This is a genomic window from Microbacterium kunmingense, from assembly GCF_023155745.1.
GTDB classification, from domain to species: domain Bacteria; phylum Actinomycetota; class Actinomycetes; order Actinomycetales; family Microbacteriaceae; genus Microbacterium; species Microbacterium kunmingense.
Map to the genome: position 1 here is coordinate 147,179 of NZ_JAKNUS010000008.1, position 20,729 is coordinate 167,907.

Here is a 20,729-nt window from a genome sequence, read left to right on the forward strand (position 1 = left end):
CCAAGACGTGGGGGCCCACGCAACAGATGCGCGGGCCCCCACGTGCGTGGATCAGCCGCAGGTGGCGGCGGCGACCGTCGCCGTGGTGGCGAGGGTGCGGCCGTCCGCGCCTGTCGCCGTGACGGTCACAGGCGTCTCGGGCGCCGAGACCAGGCGCGTCGAGAACGAGCTCGCCACCGTCTTGCCCGGCTGCACCGTGAGCGTCTTGCCGCCGTAGGCGCCCGACAGTGTCACCGTGGCGGCGACATCGTCGGCGTTTGTCACGCTCACGACCTGCACCACCTTGCCGACCACGCACCGCGTGGCGGTGGTGAGCGTCAGATCGAGTCCGAGCGATACGGCCTCCGAGGTCGAGGCGCTGACGAGTCCGTCGCGGTACCCGTCGTAGCTCGCGGTGACGCTGCCGACCCCGGCCGGCACCTCGATCGAGGCGACGCCCTGGTCGGCGGCGACGAGGGGGACGGTCTCGGTCCAGTCGTCGCCCGAGAAGGTGACGGTCCCTGCGACCTGTCCCTCATCGGCCGCGGTGACGGTCGCTGTGGCCACACCGTCGTCGACGACGAGCGCGGTCTCGGAGGCCGCTGCCGCCACCGACGTCCACTGCTGCATCGCGGTGAGCACCTGCTGCGACACGCTCACGAACGACCCGTGCCGGGGGCTGGCGGGAAGCCCGCCGGGGGCCCGGACGTTCCAGGTCGATCGCTGCGAGAGGCGGTCGCTCTGCCTGCTCGAGGCGATCTCGTCGCCGGTGGTCACGAAGGCCCGGTATCCGCCGGCGCCGTAGTTGTCGACGAGGAAGACGTAGCCGTCGTCATCCGGGGTGTTGTTCGGATCGCCCTCGTTCAGCTTGATGATCTGCGGGCCCTCACCCGCCTGTCCCGTCTCCAGCGTCGTCATGCGGGTGTCGGTCAGCTGCCAGGATGTCGCGGGGTCGGCGTTCCAGTCCGAGCGCGACGTGGGCGCGGTCAGCACCGTCGAGCGCTCGAGGAAGATGTCCTTCCCCGCCTCGAGACCGTCGGCTCCGCCGCCCTCCTCGTTCTTGGTGAACCGGTAGTAGTAGTCGCCGATCTTCTGCACGGTCGAGTCGATCCGCGCGAAGCCGGTGTCCTGCCAACTGGCCGGCGGATACGTGAACGTGGTGAAGTCGCGGGTCAGGACGTAGAACATCCGCGCGTACAGGTTGTCGGAGTTCGACTTCGTCTCGTCGGAGTACAGGCGCGAAGCGAAGAACACCACGTACGACTGCAGGTCGTCGTCCCAGTACGCCTCGGGCGCCCAGGTCATGCCGGCCGCCGGCTGGTTGATGGTGATGCCGGTGTTCTCGCCGTTGGTGCGCGTCCACTCCACGAGGTCTTCGGACTCCCAGACCTCCACCTTCAGACTGCCGTTCGACTGGGCAGGACCCCACCCCGTGCCGCACCCGATGCACAGGTCGGTGGCGATCATGTAGTACTTGTCGCCGTTCGCCGAGCGCAGGATGTACGGGTCGCGAAGACCCGTCGTGTCGGTGGTGGAGGTGATGGTGGGCTGCCCGCCGTTGACGGGCGAGAAGGTGAAGAAATCGTTGCCGGAGGTCGCGGCCTGGTAGATCTTCTCGTCGGAGTCCGACCTGAAGTACGCCGCCGCGTACCCCGCGTCGGGCGCGGAGCGGCCGAGCTCGGCGACGGTGATGACGAACTCGCGGGTCTGGGTCTGCCCGTTGAGCTCGGCCGACGCCGTGAGGGTCACCTCCCGGTCACCCTCGCCGTAGCCGGGGCGGGTGACGATGCCACCCCCGCGGAAGGGGTCTGCGGCACCTGCGGCGGGCGCGACGTACCCCGGATCGGTCGCGGTGACCACAGCGGGGTCGGACGAGGTCCAGGTGATCTCCGCGCCGTTGACGGTGCCGGTGGTCACCAGCGGCAGGTTCTCGGTGGTGCGCGGCTTCAGCACGATCGCATCGAGGTCGGCGCCCACGACGGGAGCGAGCACCGTCACCTCGAACGTGAGGGTCGATCCGAGGCCCGTCGTCGCGGTGAGGGTGACGCGGGCGTCCTCCGTGATCGCCCGCGAGACCTCGCCGTCGGTCGAGACGACGTCGGGGTCCGACGACTCCCACGCCAGGCTCACGCCGTACAGGGAGGAGGGCAGGGTCAGCGTGCTGGTGACCTCGTCGAGCGACGGGTTGGCCGCGCGCACGGTGGGTTCGATGTCCAGACGGATGAGCTCCGCGGTCGAGGCCGCCTTCTGCTCGGCCGTCGGCATGCTCGACGACACCTGGTCGCCGGTGAGCGCGACATCCCAGAACTTCACGTCCGACACATCTGCCCGCAGCAGCGGGTCGCCCTGATAGAGCGAGCGGCCGAGGTAGCCGAGCACCGAGCCGCTGGGGATGATCGAGGCCATCGACTTGGAGTGCGTGAGGGTCGAGATGACGACGCCGTCGCGGTACAGGGTCAGCGTGTTTCCGCTTCCGACCATCGTCAGGGTGGTGAAGCCGGGGTTGAGACCCCCGCCCGCGGGCATCCGGGACTCGCCGTTGCCGGAGTCCTTCACGCGGATGGCCGCGAGCACCTGGTTGGTGTATCCGCCCTGAGCGTTGCGGGGGCTGAGGAACACGTGGTTGCCGAGCTGCGTGGTGTTCCACGGCCCGACGCCGTCGCCGATGACCCACCCGAAGTGGTTGGCCCCCGTCTGGGTCGTGACGGTGTACTCCACCGTGAAGTCGTTGTCCGTTCCCGTGACCAGACCCTTCGGCAGCGCCGCGTAGCCGTCCGCCTTGAACCGCAGCGCGTCATCGCCGGCGAGGTCGACGAAGGATGCCTCGGTGAGGCCGGTGAGCGTGGCGTTGCGGCCGTTGCCCGACACATCCAGCAGTGTCTGTCCGCTGTGCGACATGTCGTAGTGGGCGGTCGGGGCGGGCACGTCTGCGGCGAGCGCCGCCGTGGGGGCTGTCAGACCCAGCATCGACACGGCGAGCACGCCGGCGACACCGCCGGCGACCGCGCGTCGGAGGGAGCGCCGCGGCCGTTCGGACGCGACAGGACGTGGACTCATCGGTGAGTTCCTCCTCGGGTGGGGGATGCGCTCGTTCAGAAGCCCTGAGCGAGCCGGTAGTACGCCTGGTTCCAGCGCAGCTCGCGCTGGAACCCGCGGACGGTGGTGTCCTCGTCGATGACGAGCAGTTCGGTGGCGGCGATGTCGGCGAAGTCGCGGAAGACCTCGATGCCCACCTGGGTCGTCATGACGGTGTGGTGCGCGGCGCCGGCGGCCAGCCAGCAGGTGGCGCTGGTGGCGAAGTCGGGCTGCGGCTTCCAGACCGCGCGCCCCACCGGGAGCTTGGGGAGGGTGGGAGAGTCGATGTTCTGCACGACGTTGGCGACGAGGCGGAACCGGTCGCGCATGTCGCTCATCGCCACGACGAGTGCGGGCCCCGAGTCGGCGGTGAAGACCAGCCGCACCGGGTCGTCCTTCCCCCCGATGCCCAGCGGATGCACCTCCAGGCGCGGTCGCGCCGTCGTCAGCGATGGCGAGACCTCCAGCATGTGCGCGCCGAGGATCTTCTCGTCCCCCGGCACGAGGTCGTAGGTGTAGTCCTCCATCAGGCTGGCCCCGCCGGGGAGCCCGGTGCCCATGACGTTCGCGACCCGGACGAGGATCGCGGTCTTCCAGTCGCCCTCGGCTCCGAACCCGTAGCCCTCGGCCATGAGCCGCTGCACGGCGAGCCCGGGCAGCTGCCTGAGCCCACCGAGGTCTTCGAAGCTCGTGGTGAACGCACCGAACCCGCCCTCCTCGAGGAAGGCGCGAAGCCCCAGCTCGATCGCGGCGCCGTCGCGGAGCGACTGGTGACGCTCGCCTCCCGGGCGCAGGTGAGGGGCGATGTCGTAGAGGTCGATGTACTCCTCCACCAGCAGGTCGATGTCGCCGTCGGCGGCGGCGTCGACAGCCTCGACGAGCTCGTTGACACCCCAGGTGTTCACCTGCACCCCGAAGCGCAGCTCCGCCTCGGTCTTGTCCCCCTCGGTGACCGCGACGTAGCGCATGTTGTCGCCGAACCGGGCCAGTTTCAGCGACCGCACCGCCGCCCATCCGGCCGCGGCGCGCTGCCAGTCCTCGACCTGCTGGCGCACCGCCGGGTTGGACACGTGCCCGACCACGGTCTTGCGCGCCACTCCGAGACGGGTCTGGATGTACCCGAACTCCCGGTCACCGTGCGCGGCCTGGTTCAGGTTCATGAAGTCGAAGTCGATGTCGGCCCAGGGCAGCACCACGTTCGCCTGGGTGTGCAGGTGCAGCAGCGGCTTCTGCAGCGCGTCCAGACCCGCGATCCACATCTTCGCCGGACTGAAGGTGTGCATCCACGCGATCACCCCGATGACGTTGTCGCGCGCGTTGACATCCAACGCGAGCCGCCGGATCGAGTCGGGATCTTTCCGCACCGGCTTCCACACGACCTTGACCGGGAGGTGTCCGAGGCCGGCGGCGACCTGCTGGGACTGTTCGGCCACCTGACGCAGCGTCTCCTCGCCGTAGAGGTTCTGACTGCCGGTGACGAACCAGACCTCCAGGTCGTCGAAGCTCGTCGAAAGCGTGGTGCGGGTCATGAGGTCCTTCTCTTGTGGGGAACGGGGAACGTCAGATCGCGTCGGCGGCTGCCCGCTCCGCCGCGAGACCGTCGTGGTATCGCGTCAGGTAGCGGGCGAAGCCGGCGACGTCGTCGGCATCCGGGGCGACGGTGGTCACCTCGGCGCCGGCGAAGACGTCATCGGTCAGGTAGGTGGACAACGGTCGGTCGGCATGGCCGAGGTATGCGGCGAGCACCGCCATGCCCCAGGGACCCCCCTCGGCGGCGGTGTCGCCGACCGCGACGGGCGCGTTGAGCGCTCCGGCGAGGAACCGCTGGGCGACCCCTGCGGTGCGGAAGATGCCGCCGTGGCCGAACATGCGGTCGATCGCGACGCCCTCCGCCTCGAGGACGCGCATGCCGAGCGCCAGGGTGGCAAAGATCCCGTAGACCTGCGCGCGCATGGCGTTGGCCAGGGTGAACCGGCTGTCGGGCGTGCGCAGGAACAGCGGGCGCCCCTGGTCGAGACCGGCGATCGGCTCTCCCGCGAGATGGTTGTAGGCCAGCAGGCCACCGGCGTCGGGTTCGCCGGCGAGCGACTCCTCCAGGAGAACCCGGAACACCTCGTCCGCATCGAGAGGCGTCCCGGCCGCGGCCGCGAAGCGGGTGAACATCCCCGCCCACGCACTGAACTCGCTCGCACCGTTGTTGCAGTGCACCATGGCCACCGGGTCCCCGGCCGGGGTCGTGACGAGGTCGATCTCGTGGTGGATGCCGGCGATCGGCTGCTCGAGGACCACCATGGCGAAGATGCTCGTGCCCGCACTGACATTGCCCGTGCGCGGTGCGACGGCGCCCGTGGCGACCATGCCGGTTCCCGCGTCTCCTTCCGGAGGACAGAGCGGGATGCCGGGGCGAAGCGCTCCGGTCGGGTCGAGCCGTCGCGCACCGGCCTCGGTCAGCGTCCCGGCTGGCTCGCCGGCCTGCAGCACGCGGGGCAGCACCGTGCGCACCGACAGCGCCGGCGACCGGTCGGCGACGAGGGCGTCGAAGCGGTCGAGCAGCTCCTCGTCGTAGGAGGAGCCGTCCGGGGCGATGGGGAACACGCCCGACGCGTCGCCGACGCCGAGCACCCGCTCACCGGTCAGCTGCTCGTGCACGTAGCCCGCCAACGTCGTGATGTGGTCGAGGTCGGAGAGGTGGGCTTCGTCGTCGAGGACCGCCTGATACAGGTGGGCGATCGACCACCGCAGCGGGATGTTCACCCTGAACGCGTCGGTGAGGGCCGCCGCCGCCGGGCCGGTCGTGGTGTTCCGCCACGTGCGGAACGGAACCAGCAGCGCGCCGTCGGCGTCGAACGCGAGGTACCCGTGCATCATCGCCGAGACGCCGAGCGCCGCGTACGTGTCGGGTGCGACGCCGTGGCGCCGTTCGGCGTCGGCGACGAGGTCGGCGTACGCCGCGGTCAGACCGGTCCAAACGTCGTCGAGCGCGTACGTCCAGTTCCCGTCCCCCCACCGGTTCTCCCACGCGTGAGACCCGGAGGCGAGGACCCGCGACGGATCATCCGCATCGACCAGGCAGGCCTTTATCCGAGTCGAGCCCAGCTCGATCCCCAGCGCCGCACGACCGGCGCGAATCACCTCGGCGCTCACTGATCCGTCTCTCCCGCCCGGCGCTCGTCGCCGGCCTGGCCGTAGACGTTCTGGTACCGGTCGTAGAGGCGGTCGATCGCGTCCTGCGCGATCGGCACGAGGTCGCCCCCCTGCCGGGCGATGTGCACCGTGCGGGCGACATCCTCGACCATGACGGCCGCCTTCACCGCATCCTTCGCCGAGACGCCGATCGTGAACGGACCATGGTTCTTCATCAGCACCGCACGCGAGCGATGCCCACGGAGGGTCTCCACGATCCCGCGACCGATGGAGTCATCCCCGATGATCGCGAACGGCCCCACCGGGATCGGACCGCCGAACTCGTCGGCCATCGCCGTGATCACGCACGGGATCTCCTCACCCCGCGCCGACCACGCCACCGCGTACGTCGAGTGGGTGTGCACCACCCCGCCGACCTCCGGCATATGGCGGTACACATACGCATGCGCCGCGGTGTCGCTCGACGGCGACCGCTCGCTGCCGGGGGTCCCCGGCACGACATTGCCGTCGAGTTCGCACAGGATCATGTTCTCCGGCGCCAGATCGTCGTACGACACCCCCGAGGGTTTGATGACGAACAGGTCCGTTCCGGGCACGCGCCCCGAGACGTTTCCCCCGGTCCACACCACAAGCCCGTACCGCACCAACTCCGCGTGAAGGGCGGCGACATCCGCCCGCACCGCGTCGATCGTGGCGAGGACATCTTCGGAGTACACCGTCATCGGAACGCCCTTCGTCGTGCCGAGATCATGTCGGCAGGAGTCTTGAGGCTCCATTGTGTCCGCTAACACAATGGAGCCGCAACCTCCAGACGATGAGCGATTGATTCACGCGGGGCGAACCGGGCCTGTGGATCCTCGTTCGATGAGATGCGGTTCGACCGCTGCGTGCCGCGACGCAATATCGCCGCAAATGGACTCGACCAAAACCTCGAGCGCAGTAGCCCCGAGGGCTGCGAAGTCCTGCCGAACGGTCGTCAGCGGCGGAAGATAATGACGAGCGTCCGGAACATCGTCGAATCCGAGAACGCTCATCTCCCGTGGCACCGACACGCCCCGGTCGACCAGACCATGTATCGCCCCCAGCGCCATCTGATCATTCGCCGCGAAGAGCGCGGTCGTCTTTGCGAGATCCATTCGGCGCGCGAAGGCGTACCCGGAATCGGATGTCCAATCGCCCTGGGCCAGATGCTTCGGGGCGAGTCCAGCCTGCTCCATCGCGACACGCCACCCCTGCGCTCGCGCTCGGGCGTCGTACCAATCGAGCGGACCGCCGAGATGCACGATCTCCCGATGCCCAAGCGACAGAAGGTGGTTCACCGCCAGGAGCGCACCCAACTGTTGGTCGACACCCACTGTCGCGAACACCGGATGAGGCTCCGGCGTGATGAGCACGGTCGGTACTCCTGCTTCGCGGCGCTGGACCAGTTCAAGGGAGGAAGCCCGGGGGGCAATGACGCAGAGCGCATCAACGTCGCGGGAAACTGCGGAGATCGCCGCGTCGTCGACCGTCGCGTCCGGCTCGCCCGGTGTTGTCGCCGTTGTGATCGCGTACCCGGCAGCGCGGGCTGCGCGTTCGAACGCTCGCGCCGTGCTGCTCGGCCCATACTCCACTGCGCTGTCGACGAGAACGCCGATCCGCATCGCACGGCGCGTGGCGAGGGCGCGAGCTATCGCGCTTCGCGTGTAATTCAGTTCCTGAATCGCCTGGAGCACGCGGTCACGGGTTGCGTCACGGATGTTGGGATGTCCGTTCAACACACGCGAGACCGTCATGTGCGAGACACCTGCCCGCTCCGCGACATCATAGATGCTGGGTCGAGTTCGCCCTGTTCTGCTCACCTCTGCCTCCCCGGCGATTGCCTGACGGTACCACCCCCGTTCGTCTCCCCTATCCAGGACCCATAGCCTTGAGAATCTCAGTCCTTCGAGAGGGAGTCTCAATGTCAGTGACGCGCATCGCCCTCACCGGTTCCTCCGGCAAGCTCGGCACGGTCGTCGCCCGTGAGCTGCGCGCCGGCGGTATCGAGGTCATCGGCCTCGATGTCGCCGGCGAGCGGGGCCCGGGCTTCGTCCAGGTCGACCTCACCGATTACGGCCAGGTGGTCGACGCGCTCGGAGCGGTCAACGACCAGCACGACGGGGTCGACGCTGTGGTTCACCTCGGCGCGATTCCCGCACCGGGGCTTCGCAGCGATGTCGCGACCTTCCACAACAACATGACGGCGAGCTTCAACGTCTTCCACGCCGCCATCCGCGTGGGAGTGCGCCGGATCGTCGCGGCCTCGAGCGAGACGGTGCTCGGACTCCCCTTCGACGTTCCCCCGCCGTACGTCCCGGTCGACGAGGAGTACGAGCCGCGCCCCGAGAGCGTCTACTCCCTCGTGAAGACGCTCGAGGAGCGGATGGCGCGCGAACTCGTCCGCTGGCACCCCGACCTGTCGGTCACGGCGCTGCGGTTCTCTAACGTCATGGTTCCCGAGGACTACGCCGAGTTCCCCTCGTTCGACGCCGATGCCCGACGGCGGAAGTGGAACCTGTGGGGCTACATCGATGCGCGCGACGGTGCACAGGCGATCGAACGCGCCCTGCGGGTCGCGGAGCCCGGGTTCGAGGCCTTCATCATCGCCGCGGCCGACACCGTGATGAGCCGCCCGAACGCCGAACTGCTCGGGGAGGTGTTCCCCGACGTCCCGGTGCGGGGCGAGGTCGGCGAGAACGACACCCTGCTGTCGATCGACAAGGCGCGCCGCCTGCTCGGCTACGAGCCTCGCCACTCGTGGCGGGGCGACGCGCGCTGAGGCGAGGCTTCCCACGAAACGCCGAAGCGGCGCCGGGATCGCCGGCACCGCTTCGGTGTTGCGAGGGAACGTCACGTCCACGAGGGGCGTGCCGTCCGTAGGTCAGTCGAGCAGTCCGCTGACCAGGCCGTCGACCTCGCCGGAGACATCGCCCACGACGTCGCCGACCGAGGCCCCGACGTCGCCGATCGACAGGTCGGTGTCATTGCCCGAGCCGACCTCGTTGCCCGAACCGATCGGCGCGTCCACGGCGGTGTCATTGCCCGAGGCGACGGGCGCCTGCACCTCGTTACCCGAGACGATCGGGGTGTCGTTGCCCGAGAGGATCGGACCGTTGGCAACGTCATCGATCACAGAGCCGCTGACGATCGGGCCGTTGACCAGTCCGCCGTCGACACCGTCGACGCTCAGGTCGCCGGTCTCGACCGCGTTGCCGCTGGCCTGCAGCGCGTCGTTCAGAATGTCCCGGAAGGCCTCGAGGGTCGTCAGCGCCGACACGGTCGTCTGGGTCTCGTCGGTGCTGGACACGGTGTCGGCGTTGGCCGGCAGGGCAAGGCCCGTCACGGACAGCGCGGCGATCCCCAGGCCCGCGGTGAAGACTCCGGCACGAGTGATGTTCTTGCGCATTCTCATTTCCTTCCATCTGTGGTGTGCGACTTCCGCCGCACGTGGGGTCATCCGGAGAACCCCTGCGATCGGATGGGCACGTCCGCGGTCGACGAGCCGTTCCGACCCGTCGCATCCCCGTGATCTCGCGACTGTCGCGGCATCCTGAAAGTTTCCTGAAGGCCTCGGACGGCATCCCGGAGCGCCCTTGGTAGACTCGAGGCGCTCTGTGCATCACCTCGCGCTTCGCGCAAAGGCGGCACGAAACGCCGCCGGACGAGCCGAGCGGCCGACCGAATCGACCTGATGCATATGCCTCCTTCTGCTGCGCCCCGCCCGACGTCTCTGATCCGGGCAGCCGGCCTGTCGTACTTTCCCATCGCCCTCGTCGCGCGCCTGCCCTTCGCGATGGTGGTCGTCGGGCTTCTGACCCTCGTCGTCTCCGCGCGCGATTCCCTGGCCCTCGGAGGCGTCACTGCCGCCGTGACCGGCCTCGGCACCGCGATGTTCGGTCCGCTCCTCGGGGCGGCCGCCGACCGGTTCGGTCAGCGACGGGTGCTCTTGTGCGCGGGGCTCGCGAACAGCCTGCTGCTCGTCGCGATCGCGTGGCTGGCATTCGCTCCCGTGCCGGATGCGGCGGTGCTGGCCGCCGGCTTCCTCATCGGCGCCTCCACACCCCAGGTGGCGCCGCTGTCTCGAAGCCGCCTGGTGGGCATCATCGCGCGCGCCATCGATCCCGACCGTCGGAACGCCGTCGTCAGCGGCACGATGGCGTACGAGTCGGCGGCGGACGAGATCGTCTTCGTCTTCGGACCTGTCATCGTGGGCGTGCTCGCGGCGACCCTCGATCCCGTCGCACCCGTCCTCGGTGCAGCCGCCCTGGCGGTGATCTTCGTGTCGGCCTTCGCGCTGCATCCGTCCGCCCGCATCGAGGCCGGTGTGCGGGAAGGTGCCCCCGCACCGGCTCCGGTGCGCGAGCTGACGCGTGTGGCTGCGCCCGTCGTCGGCGCACTCGGCATGGGCCTGTTCTTCGGCACGATGCTCACTTCGCTCACCTCGTTCATGGCCGACCGCGGCGTCGCCGAGCAGGCCGGCGTCGTCTACGGCGCGATGGGTCTGGGTTCGGCAGCCCTCGCGCTGGGCGTCGCGGCCTTCCCCGCTCGTTTCCCCCTCGGTGCGCGCTGGATCGTCTTCGCCGCGATCCTCGTCGCCGGCACCCTCGTGCTGCCCTTCGTCACGAGCGTGGTGGCGATGACGCTCACCCTCCTCGTCATCGGCATCGGAATCGGTCCGACGCTCGTGACGCAGTACAGCCTCGCCGCCCATCGCAGTCCCACCGGGCGCTCCGCCACGGTGATGACGATGCTCGGATCGGGCATCGTCGTCGGCCAGTCGGCCTCGACCGCGGTGGCGGGCGTCGTCGCGGAATACCTCGGGACGGATGCCGCGCTCACGCTCCCGTTCCTCGCCGCGGCGATCGTCCTGCTGGCGGGCGTCGTGGACACCGTGGCGAGACCCCGACGACAAGTACGGTTCGGCAACTAGACACATCTTCTCCTCGTTGGCAACCGCGTTGCCGACGTGATTTCGGTGCACTTACGGTCCCAGGGATCCCCGAGGAGGACCGATGCATCACCGACGGATGACGCGGGTGCGGCCATGAGCCTCATCACCCGCCGCGCGCCTGCGGCGCGAGACCGGTACAACCGGCGCGAGGCCATCGCGGGCTACTTGTTCATTTCGCCGTGGATCCTCGGGTTCCTCATCTTCACGGCCGGGGCGATGGCGTACAGCCTCTACATCTCCTTCAGTAACTACAACCTCGCCACGAACAGCGCCCGGCCGGTCGGCTTCGACAACTACGCCAACCTCTTCGAAGACCCGAGGGTCGGCGTCTCGCTCGCCAACACGCTCTTCTACGTAGTGATGGCGGTGCCGCTGGAGATCATCTTCGCGCTCTTCCTCGCGATGCTCCTCGCGCGGGCGAGCCGCGGTGCGGGGATCTTCCGGACGCTCTACTACCTCCCGAAGATGACGCCCGCGGTAGCGACGGCGGCGGTGTTCTTCCTCCTGCTGAACGGTAACTCCGGCGCGATCAACCAGTTCCTGCGGATCTTCGGCATCCAGGGACCGCAGTGGTTGGTCGACCCCGCCTGGGTCAAGCCGAGCATCGTCCTGATGACGCTGTGGACGGTCGCAGGCACCATGGTGATCTTCCTCGCGGCTCTGAAGAACGTGCCCGTCGAGCTCTACGAGGTCGCCTCGCTCGACGGTGCCGGGCCGATCCGGAAGTTCTTCTCGATCACCCTTCCGATGATCTCGGGCGCGATGTTCTTCAACGTGATCGTGCTCTCGATCGCGGCGTTCCAGATCTTCGATCAGGCCTATCTGCTGTTCTGGCGTGATCAGAGCAACTCCTCCCCGGAGGCGTCGCTCTTCTACGCCATCTACCTGTTCCAGCAGGCGTTCCGACAGTTCAACTTCGGCTTCGCCGCGGCGATGGCATGGCTGCTGTTCGTCATCATCATGGTCATCACGCTCATCCAGGTGAAGTTCGGCAACCGATTCGTCTACTACGAGGGGGACCGCTGATGTCGGCGACACTTCAGACGCCCGGCGTCGCTCGTCCCACGCCCGAACTCGCGGCGGCAGCCGAAGGTGCACCCGCCCCCCGCTCTCGGTGGCGCCGCGCGGTGTCGCAGCCGAAGACGCTGGCGGGCAGAGCCGTCCTCGCCATCGCGCTGATCCTCTTCTCACTGCTGTTCCTGTATCCGTTCGTCTGGCTCGTCGCCGCAAGCCTGAAGCCTCGCGGCGAGGTCTTCGACAACGCCCTCATCCCGCGCACCTTCGTGCCGGAGAACTACGTCGAGGTGTGGAACCAGCTGCCCCTCCTCAGCTGGATGTGGAACAGCATCGCGATCGCCCTCCTCGCGGCGACCGCCGTCGCGATATCGAGCTCGATCGTCGCCTTCGGGTTCGCGTACTTCCGCTTCCCCGGCCGCGGGCTGCTGTTCGGCCTGGTCCTCGCGACCATGATGCTCCCGGGTGCGGTGACGATGATCCCGATCTACCTCATCTGGAAAGAGACCGGATTCCTCGGCACCTGGGTGCCGCTGTGGGGGATGAACCTGTTCGGCTCGGCGTTCTACATCTTCCTGCAGCGCCAGTTCTACCTCGGGCTTCCCCGTGAGCTGTTCGAGGCGGCCAAGCTCGACGGCGTCAACAACTGGGGTCTGTTCTGGCGCATCGCGATGCCGCTGTCGGTCCCGTCTTTCATCATCGTGTTCCTCTTCGAGTTCCAGGCCAGCTGGAACAACCTCCAGGCGGCACTGATCTACCTCAACGCGGGCGGGGTGGAGGACTTCACCGCGCCACTGGGCATCGCCTACGCCATGACGAAGTACAGCCCCACCGCGGGAGGCCAGGGCGACTACCAGTACGTGATGGTGGCCTCCCTTCTCGTGACGCTGCCGATGCTGATCCTCTTCGCCTTCGGGCAGCGCTACTTCATCGAGGGCGTCGCCACTCAGGGGCGCAAGGGCTGACGCCAAACCGACCTCGCCGAAAGCACCACGGGCCTCTGTGCCACCAAGGGAAAGGAACCTCATGATTCGACAGCGCACAGTCGTCGCCGTTCTCGGCGCGGCATCCCTCATCGTCCTCACCGGCTGCGGTGGCGGCGGAGGCGGTGCGACGGCCGAAGACGTGGACTTCGGCGCCGAGCCGACCGGCGCCCTCAGCGTCTGGGGCTTCGAGAATGCGGACGACGTGGGCCAGGCGCGCCTGGACTACGCCGAAGACCAGCTGAGCGACGTGGAGGTCGAGCTCGACGCCACCGCCTTCGACGCCCAGAAGTTCACCACCCGCATCGCCTCCGGCGACGTGCCGGACGTCGTGCAGATGGACCGTCGCTTCGTCACCACCTACGCGGCGCAGGGCCTCGTACTGCCGATGGACGACTGCTTCGCCGAGCATGACGTCACCCCCGACGACTACTGGTACCCGTTCGTCGTCGACGACGTGCGTTACGAGGACCAGGTGTGGGGGGTGCCGCAGTTCTACCAGCCGCCCGCGATCATCGTGAACCGTGCAGTGCTGGATGAGGCGGGGGTGACCAACGAGGAGATCGACACCTCGCAGCCCGACGTCCTGCTCGAGGCGATCGCGAAGGTCTACCAGGAGTCCGGCGGTGTGCCGTCTCGCCTCGGCTTCGACCCGGTCGCCACCGGCCAGGCGCCCCTGTGGATCCTGGGCATGGGCGGGCAGTTGACTGATGAAGACGGCGTCCCCACCCTGGACGACCCGGCCAACACCGCCGGCATCGAGATGCTTCAGCAGATCAGCGACGCCCAGGGCGGCTTCGCTGAGGTGAAGAGCTTCACCGACTCGTTCGACACCTTTGGTGATCAGAACCAGTTCGTCGCCGGTCAGGTCGGCGCGCAGGTGAACGCGCAGTGGTACCCCAACGTCCTGTCGCCGTATGTCGACGAGATCGACATCCAGGCGGTGCCGTTCCTCGACAGCGAGGGCAACCCGTTCGCCGTCGCGGGCGGTCAGGCGTTCGTCATCCCGGCCGGCGCCGAGAACGCTGCGGCGGCGTGCGACTGGCTCATCCAGGTGACGAGCGAGGACGCATGGATGGCGGCGGCCGAAGCCCGCGCGGCGACGCGCGAGGCCGACGGCGGCATCAACACCGGCCTCTTCACCGGATCGCCCGGCCCCGACCAGGCGATCCGTGAGCAATACGTCGTCCCGTCGGGCAATGAGAACTTCGACCAGGTCATCCAGACCTACTACGACGTCCTCGACTACGGCCAGTCGTTCGGCTCGTCGCCGGTCGGCCAGGAGATCCAGAACGAGCTGAACAACGCCGTCACCGCGGCGCTGCTCGGCGACAAGACGCCGGAGGAGGCGCTCGCCGACGCGCAGGCGGCGGCGATGCGCGCCTACGACAACGTCACCGGCGGCTGAGCCGCCACGAACGTGGGGTGGGGGGCGCACGAGGCGCGTCCACCACCCCGCGTTCGCGCGTAGCGTGGATGACGGGAGGTGAGACGTGGAGGATCCTCGCCTGAAGGCGGCGCGGTATCGGGTGGAACGCCTCGCTGAGGAGCAGGAGCCGGGCGACGCCGAGGTCGCGGCGGATGCCGCGGACGGGCCGCATGCCGAGTCGCATACCGAGTCGCCGGCGCCCCTCGACCCGGCGCGGACCCCCACCCCTGCTGCGCGCGCCGCGTATGTCGAGGTCGCCATCCAGCAGGCGATCCGGCGGGGAGAGTTCGACGATCTCCCGGGTGCGGGGAAACCCCTGCCCGATCTCGGTCGCGCCCACGACCCGAACTGGTGGATCCGCCGCAAGATCGAGCGGGAGCAGCTGACCGGGCTCGGGCCGCCGGCGCTGACACTCAGGGTGGAAGACGCCGAGCTGCCGGACAGGCTGGATGCCCTCGCGCGGGAGGAGGACGTGCGCGAGGCCGTGGAGGACTTCAACCGCAGGGTGAAACTGGCCCGCATGCAGCTTCTCGGGGGACCGCCCGTGGTCACCGCCCTTCACGACGTCGACGCCGAGGTGGCGGCGTGGACGGCGCGACGCGTGGCCCGCACACCGCCGCCGGCCGACCCGCCGCCTGCCCGGCGGTGGTGGCGGCGCCCCAAGAGGTGAGCTGTCAACGGGGTGCGCGCCACGCCACGATGGCTCTACGGTCGAGACATCCGGAAGGGAGCGGCGATGTCGCGCAACGTGCGGGAGATGGCGTGTGCACCCGAGAGCGTCTTCGAGGTGCTGGCGGAGGGATGGCTTTTCCCGACATGGGTGGTCGGGGCGTCCCGCATGCGGGACGTCGACGCCGACTGGCCCGCCGTCGGTTCGCGCCTGCACCACTCCTTCGGCGCCTGGCCGGTGCTCATCAACGATGAGACGGTCTCCACCGAATGGGACCCGCCCCGGCGTGCGGTGATGGTCGCCACCGGGTGGCCGATCGGCGAGGCCCGCATCTCCATCGACGTCAAGCCCCGCGGGGAGGGCAGCGTCGTCCGTCTGCAGGAGGAGGCCATCGCCGGCCCTCCCCGGTACCTCCCCGATCTCCTCTTCGATCTGCTGCTTCACCGCCGGAACGCCGAGACCCTCCACCGGCTGGCCTACCTGGCCGAAGGACGCCACGCCCGCACCCGCGAGACCACCGCCGAAGAGGAGAACGAGGAGGCGGGCCGCCCGTCCTCCCCCGACGTCGCCGACGACCACGAGGCCGAGGAGGCCGCGCAGGCTGCTGAGGCCGCGGAAGCGGCTCGCGGATGAGGGGCCGCGCAGAGCTCGACGCCGTCGTCGTCGGCGCGGGCCCCAACGGCCTCGCCGCCGCCGTCACGCTCGCGCGGGCGGGCCTGGGCGTCCGGGTGTACGAACGCCTCGGCGCCGTCGGCGGCGGCACCGCGACATCCGAGCTCACCCTCCCCGGGTTCCGCCACGACGTCTGCTCGGCGGTGCATCCGCTCGCGCTGGCGTCGCCGTTCTTCCGCGAGTTCGGGCTCGGCGACCGCATCGACTTCGAGGTGCCGGAGATCTCATTCGCCCATCCCCTGGACGGCGGACGGGCGGGCGTCGCCTATCGCGACCTCGAGCGCACCGTCGACGGCCTCGGCCGCGACGGAGCGGCGTACCGTGCTCTGCTCGGGCCCCTCGTCGCGGCATCCGACCAGATCGCCGACTTCACCACCCACCCCCTCGTGCGTGTCCCCCCGCACATCGTGGCACCCGTGCGGTTCGGCCTGGCCGCGCTGTCGCAGTCGGGTCGCTGGTGGAACACCCCCTTCGTCGAGGATGCCGCTCCGTCGATGATCACCGGGGTGTCGGCCCACACGATCCTCCCGCTCCCGAGCCTGGCGTCGGCCGCCGCGGGCCTGGCCCTTACGACCTACGCCCACGCCCGCGGCTGGCCCATTCCGATCGGCGGCAGTCAGGCGATCGCCGACGCCCTCGCCGACGACCTCGTCGCGCACGGCGGCGAGATCGTCACCGACGCCGAGATCACGAGCCTCGACGAGCTCCCGCCGGCCCGCACCGTGCTGCTGGATGTCACCCCCGCCGCCCTCGTCCGGCTGGCCGGCCCTCGGATGCCCGACGGCTACCGCCGCCGGATGGAGCGGTTCCGGTACGGCAACGGCGTCCTGAAGGTCGACTTCGCCCTGTCCGGACCCGTGCCCTGGACGAACGAGGCCGTCCGTCGCGCCGGAACGGTGCACGTCGGCGGCACCCGCGCCGAGGTGGCCGCAGCCGAGAACGTCGTCGCGCGCGGCGGAGTCCCCGAGCGGCCGTACGTGCTTGTTGCCCAGCCGAGCACCTTCGACGACAGTCGCGCCCCCGACGGCATGCACACCCTGTGGACCTACACCCACGTCCCCGCGGGGTCGTCGGTCGACACCACCGAGGCCGTCGTCGCGCAGATCGAGCGGTTCGCCCCCGGCTTCCGGGATCTGATCGTCGCGACCTCCACCCTCACGGCGGTCGACATGGAGCAGCACAACCCGAATTACCCGGGCGGCGACATCGCCGCCGGGCTCCCCGACGTGCGTCAGCTCCTGGGCCGCCCGACGATCTCGACCGAACCCTGGCGAACCGCGATCCCGGGGGTGTACCTCTGCGGCGCGTCGACGAGCCCGGGGCCGGGCGTCCACGGCATGGCGGGATGGCTGGCGGCGCGCAGCGCCCTGCGGCACGAGTTCGGCACGCGCATCCTTCCCCACCTGGCCCCGTGAGGGCCCGTCCGTCAGCCCTGGAAGTCTTCGGGGTCGACGTCCTCGAGGAACCGCTTGAACTCCTCGAGCTTCTCCTCGTCGAGCGCGTCGTCCTCCCGGAACTCCATCGCCGACACCGGGATGCCGGCGTCGTCGAGCACCTCGTCGGCCACCCAGATCGGGGCGCCGACGCGCGAGGCGAGGGCGATGGCATCCGACGGACGGGCGTCGAGCACGCGCGTGCCGCCCGGCAGCCGGAGGGTGATCCCGGCGTAGAACGTCCCGTCGTCGATGCGGGTGACCTCCACCCGCTCGACCGTGGCCGACACCGTCTCCAGGAGCGTCTTCATCAGATCGTGGGTGAGGGGGCGGGGTGGCTCGGCGCCTTCGACGGCGATGGCAATGGAGGTGGCCTCCTGGGCGCCGATCCAGATGGGGAGCATCCGGGCGCCGTCCTCCTCGTCGGCGACCGGTCGCAGCAGGATCACGTACTGGCGCGCGGAGTCGAGAGCGACGCCGATCACACGGACCTGGACCATGCCGACCTCCTCGATGTCGACGGCGAGGGTGTGCCCATCGTAGACACAGCGCCCGGAGGGCGGCGACGGTCGGTGAGAATCGACGCATGCCGACACGTCTGCTGCTGATCTCCGACACCCACATCCCCGGTCGGGCGCGGACGCTCCCCGACGCGGTGCGGCGGGAGGCCGACGCCTCGGATCTGATCATCCACGCCGGCGACTGGGTGTCGGTGAGCGTGCTCGACGACCTCGAGCGCCACGGCGAGGTGCTGGGCGTGTTCGGGAACAACGACGGCGACGACCTGCGCGGGCGCCTTCCCGAGTATGTGGAGCGCACGATCGACGGCGTCCGCGTCGGCGTCGTCCACGAGACCGGGGATGCGAAGAGCCGGGAGAAGCGGATGACGCAGCGCCACCCCGCCCTCGACGTCCTCGTCTTCGGGCACAGCCACATCCCCTGGGACACCACCACCGACTCGGGGCTGCGCCTGCTCAACCCCGGCTCACCCACCGACCGTCGGCGCCAGCCGCACCACACCCTGATGACCGCGATCGCCGACGGCGGGGCGCTTCGCGACGTCACGCTCGTCGAGCTGTGACCCGCGGCGCGGGTAGCGTGGACGGGTGAAGATCACCGTCATCGCCGGGGGCGTCGGCGGCGCCCGATTCGTGCGCGGCGTCCGCGAGCACGTTCGCCGCAGCGCCGAGGAACACACCATCGACGTCGTCGTCAACACCGGGGACGACTGGTGGCTCGCGGGTCTTCGCATCTGGCCCGACCACGACAGCATCCTCTACACCCTCGCCGGGCAGAACGACGAGGAGCGCGGCTGGGGACGACGCGGCGAGAGCGAGCGGGTGTCGGCGGAGCTTCGCACCTGGGGCGTCACTCCCGAGTGGTTCACCCTCGGCGACCTCGACCTCGGCACGCATATCGCCCGGACGGCGTGGCTTCGCGCCGGCGAGACGCCGACGGAGGTGGCCCGGCGCCTGGGCGCCCGATGGGACCTCGGGGTGACCCTCCACCCGGCCACCGACGACGAGATCGACACCCACATCGTGACGCCGGACGGCGAGCGCCTGCACTTCCAGGAGTGGTGGACCCGGCACCGCGCCCGAATGCCGGTCGAGCAGTTCGTGCAGCAGGGGATCGAGGCCGCGCGCCCCTCCCCGGCGGCGCTCGCCGCGATCGCCGGCGCCGACGTCATCCTGCTCGCCCCCTCCAACCCGGTGGTCTCCATCGGCCCGGTGCTGTCGATCCCCGGGGTCCGCGACGCGCTCGCCGCGGCGTCGGCGCCCATCGTCGGGGTCTCGCCGATCATCGGCGGAGCTGCGGTGCGCGGCATGGCCGAGGCCTGCCTCGCCGTCATCGACGTCGCCGCCGACGCCGGTGCCGTGGCACGGCACTACGGCGCACGAGGGGCCGGAGGCGTGCTCGACGGCTGGCTCGTCGGGGAGGAGGACGCCCAGGCGATCGCCGGAATCGAGGCCGCGGGCATCGCTGCCCGCACGGTTCCGCTGTGGATGAAGGACGCGGACACATCGGCCGCCCTCGCCGCCGATGCACTCGACCTGACCCTGACGCTCGCCGATGTCGGGTAGACCTGTGGGGTGACCACCAACTGGGCAGGAAACCTCACGTACCGCGCCGCGCGCATCGTCGAACCCCGTGACGAGTCCGAGCTGACCGGCATCCTCGCGCAGGCGCAGACCGACGACACCACCCTCCGCGTCCTCGGGAGCAGGCACTCCTTCAACGACGTCGCCGACACCGACGGCGTGCTCGTCTCCCTCGCCGGGCTGGCGGCGACCGAACGGGTGAGCGTCGCGTCCGACCGGGCGAGCGTGCGGGTTCCCGCCGGCATCCGCTACGGCGACCTCGTGCCGGTGCTCGAAGACGAGAGCCTGGCGCTGGCGAACCTCGCCTCGCTCCCCCACATCTCCGTCGCCGGCGCCGTGCAGACCGGCACCCACGGATCGGGCGACCGCGTGGGTGCGCTCGGCACCCAGGTCGCCGCCGTCGAGCTTCTCACCGCCTCCGGCGAACGCGTGATCCTCCGCCGCGGCGACGAGGATTTCCCCGGCGTCGTCGTCGGGCTGGGGGCGATCGGCGTCGTCACCCACTTTCACCTCGACGTCGAGCCCGCCTACACCGTTGCGCAGACGGTCTTCGAGGGGGTGCGATGGGATGACGCGCTGGCGCGCTACGACGAGCTCACCGCCGCGGGCGACAGCGTGAGCCTGTTCACGCGGTGGACCGACACCGACGTCATCGATCAGGTGTGGGTCAAGGCGCGGACGACCTCGCACCCGGGCGATCTGTCGGCGTTCGGCGCGCGAGCGGCCGACGGTCCGCGGCATCCGATCCCCGGCATCGACCCGACCCCGTGCACGGCGCAGGAGGGCGTCGCGGGGCCCTGGTACGACCGCCTCCCGCACTTCCGGCTCGCCTTCACCCCGTCGGCGGGCGAGGAGCTGCAGTCGGAGTACCTCGTCGCCCGAACCGACGCCGTCGCCGCCATCGAGGCCGTCCGCGCTCTCGCCGAGCGCATCTCCCCGCTCCTCCTCACCTGCGAGGTGCGGACGATGGCGGCCGACGACCTCTGGCTCTCGCCCGCGTACGGCCGCCCCACCGTCGGCATCCACTTCACCTGGCACCGCGACGAGGAAGCGGTCCGGGCTCTCCTCCCGGCGCTCGAGGCGGCGCTGCCGGCGTCCACCCGGCCGCACTGGGGGAAGGTCTTCACCCTGCCGGGCGAGGAGATCCGTCGGCGGTACCCGCGTTTCGACGACTTCGCCGCCCTGCGGGGGCGCCTGGACCCCGACCGGCGGTTCGTCGGCGACTACCTCGCGCGACTCGGTCTCTGACCTTCCGA

At 69.8% G+C, this 20,729-nt stretch carries 18 protein-coding genes; 11 read left to right on the top strand and 7 right to left on the bottom strand.

What is annotated here, in order from left to right; genetic code table 11:
- Positions 1–51: 51 nt before the first annotated feature.
- The 5 genes from MA875_RS12860 to MA875_RS12880 form a co-directional block, all read right to left on the bottom strand.
- Positions 52–3,036, bottom strand: a complete 2,985-nt coding sequence (locus MA875_RS12860; RefSeq protein WP_248242645.1) for an immunoglobulin-like domain-containing protein — start codon at positions 3,034–3,036, stop codon at positions 52–54.
- Positions 3,037–3,071: 35 nt separating this feature from the next.
- Positions 3,072–4,583: an L-arabinose isomerase gene (gene araA / locus MA875_RS12865; protein ID WP_248242646.1), complete on the bottom strand. Its 1,512-nt coding sequence runs from the start codon at positions 4,581–4,583 to the stop codon at positions 3,072–3,074.
- Positions 4,584–4,614: 31 nt separating this feature from the next.
- Positions 4,615–6,198: a xylulokinase gene (locus MA875_RS12870; protein WP_248242647.1), complete on the bottom strand. Its 1,584-nt coding sequence runs from the start codon at positions 6,196–6,198 to the stop codon at positions 4,615–4,617.
- On the bottom strand, positions 6,195–6,920 hold the full coding sequence (locus MA875_RS12875) for an L-ribulose-5-phosphate 4-epimerase (RefSeq protein WP_248242648.1): 726 nt from the start codon (positions 6,918–6,920) through the stop codon (positions 6,195–6,197). The genes MA875_RS12870 and MA875_RS12875 overlap by 4 nt, the downstream gene beginning before the upstream one ends.
- Positions 6,921–7,025: 105 nt before the next feature.
- The gene (locus MA875_RS12880) at positions 7,026–8,039 is read right to left on the bottom strand and encodes a LacI family DNA-binding transcriptional regulator (protein ID WP_308221529.1); all 1,014 of its coding nucleotides are present in this window, start codon (positions 8,037–8,039) and stop codon (positions 7,026–7,028) included.
- 101 nt (positions 8,040–8,140) lie between these two features.
- Between MA875_RS12880 and MA875_RS12885 the strand changes: the two genes are divergently transcribed.
- Positions 8,141–8,998, top strand: a complete 858-nt coding sequence (locus MA875_RS12885; protein WP_248242650.1) for an NAD-dependent epimerase/dehydratase family protein — start codon at positions 8,141–8,143, stop codon at positions 8,996–8,998.
- Between the two features lie 102 nt (positions 8,999–9,100).
- Here the strand turns inward: MA875_RS12885 and MA875_RS12890 are convergent, their stop codons facing one another.
- Positions 9,101–9,625: a hypothetical protein gene (locus MA875_RS12890; protein WP_248242651.1), complete on the bottom strand. Its 525-nt coding sequence runs from the start codon at positions 9,623–9,625 to the stop codon at positions 9,101–9,103.
- Positions 9,626–9,910: 285 nt separating this feature from the next.
- On the opposite strand from MA875_RS12890, the gene MA875_RS12895 reads away from it, so the two are divergent.
- The 7 genes from MA875_RS12895 to MA875_RS12925 all read left to right on the top strand — a co-directional run bounded on the left by MA875_RS12895 (position 9,911) and on the right by MA875_RS12925 (position 17,353).
- Positions 9,911–11,149, top strand: a complete 1,239-nt coding sequence (locus tag MA875_RS12895; protein ID WP_248242652.1) for an MFS transporter — start codon at positions 9,911–9,913, stop codon at positions 11,147–11,149.
- Between the two features lie 114 nt (positions 11,150–11,263).
- Positions 11,264–12,196, top strand: coding sequence for a carbohydrate ABC transporter permease (locus tag MA875_RS12900; protein ID WP_248242653.1), 933 nt, complete (start codon positions 11,264–11,266; stop codon positions 12,194–12,196).
- The gene (locus MA875_RS12905; protein ID WP_248242654.1) at positions 12,196–13,149 is read left to right on the top strand and encodes a carbohydrate ABC transporter permease; all 954 of its coding nucleotides are present in this window, start codon (positions 12,196–12,198) and stop codon (positions 13,147–13,149) included. Before MA875_RS12900 ends, MA875_RS12905 begins: the two co-directional genes overlap by 1 nt.
- 61 nt (positions 13,150–13,210) lie before the next feature.
- Positions 13,211–14,575 carry an ABC transporter substrate-binding protein gene (locus MA875_RS12910; RefSeq protein ID WP_248242655.1) on the top strand — a complete coding sequence of 455 codons (1,365 nt, stop codon included), beginning with the start codon at positions 13,211–13,213 and terminating at the stop codon, positions 14,573–14,575.
- A gap of 85 nt (positions 14,576–14,660) precedes the next feature.
- Entirely contained in the window at positions 14,661–15,266 is a 606-nt protein-coding gene (locus tag MA875_RS12915) for a DnaJ family domain-containing protein (RefSeq protein ID WP_248242656.1), read from the top strand.
- A 66-nt stretch (positions 15,267–15,332) separates the two neighbouring features.
- Positions 15,333–15,899 carry an SRPBCC family protein gene (locus tag MA875_RS12920; protein ID WP_248242657.1) on the top strand — a complete coding sequence of 189 codons (567 nt, stop codon included), beginning with the start codon at positions 15,333–15,335 and terminating at the stop codon, positions 15,897–15,899.
- Positions 15,896–17,353, top strand: a complete 1,458-nt coding sequence (locus MA875_RS12925) for a phytoene desaturase family protein (protein WP_248242658.1) — start codon at positions 15,896–15,898, stop codon at positions 17,351–17,353. Before MA875_RS12920 ends, MA875_RS12925 begins: the two co-directional genes overlap by 4 nt.
- Positions 17,354–17,364: 11 nt before the next feature.
- Here MA875_RS12925 and MA875_RS12930 read toward each other — a convergent pair whose 3' ends face one another.
- Positions 17,365–17,871: a bifunctional nuclease family protein gene (locus MA875_RS12930; RefSeq protein ID WP_248242659.1), complete on the bottom strand. Its 507-nt coding sequence runs from the start codon at positions 17,869–17,871 to the stop codon at positions 17,365–17,367.
- An 86-nt stretch (positions 17,872–17,957) separates the two neighbouring features.
- Here MA875_RS12930 and MA875_RS12935 point away from each other — a divergent pair, with 86 nt between their 5' ends.
- The 3 genes from MA875_RS12935 to MA875_RS17835 are packed head-to-tail and all read left to right on the top strand — an operon-like array spanning position 17,958 to position 20,721.
- Positions 17,958–18,452 carry a metallophosphoesterase family protein gene (locus MA875_RS12935; RefSeq protein ID WP_248242660.1) on the top strand — a complete coding sequence of 165 codons (495 nt, stop codon included), beginning with the start codon at positions 17,958–17,960 and terminating at the stop codon, positions 18,450–18,452.
- A 25-nt stretch (positions 18,453–18,477) separates the two neighbouring features.
- Entirely contained in the window at positions 18,478–19,455 is a 978-nt protein-coding gene (gene cofD, locus MA875_RS12940; protein ID WP_248242661.1) for a 2-phospho-L-lactate transferase, read from the top strand.
- Between the two features lie 9 nt (positions 19,456–19,464).
- Complete coding sequence (locus MA875_RS17835) at positions 19,465–20,721, top strand: D-arabinono-1,4-lactone oxidase (RefSeq protein ID WP_248242662.1); 1,257 nt, start codon at positions 19,465–19,467, stop codon at positions 20,719–20,721.
- Positions 20,722–20,729: the final 8 nt, after the last annotated feature.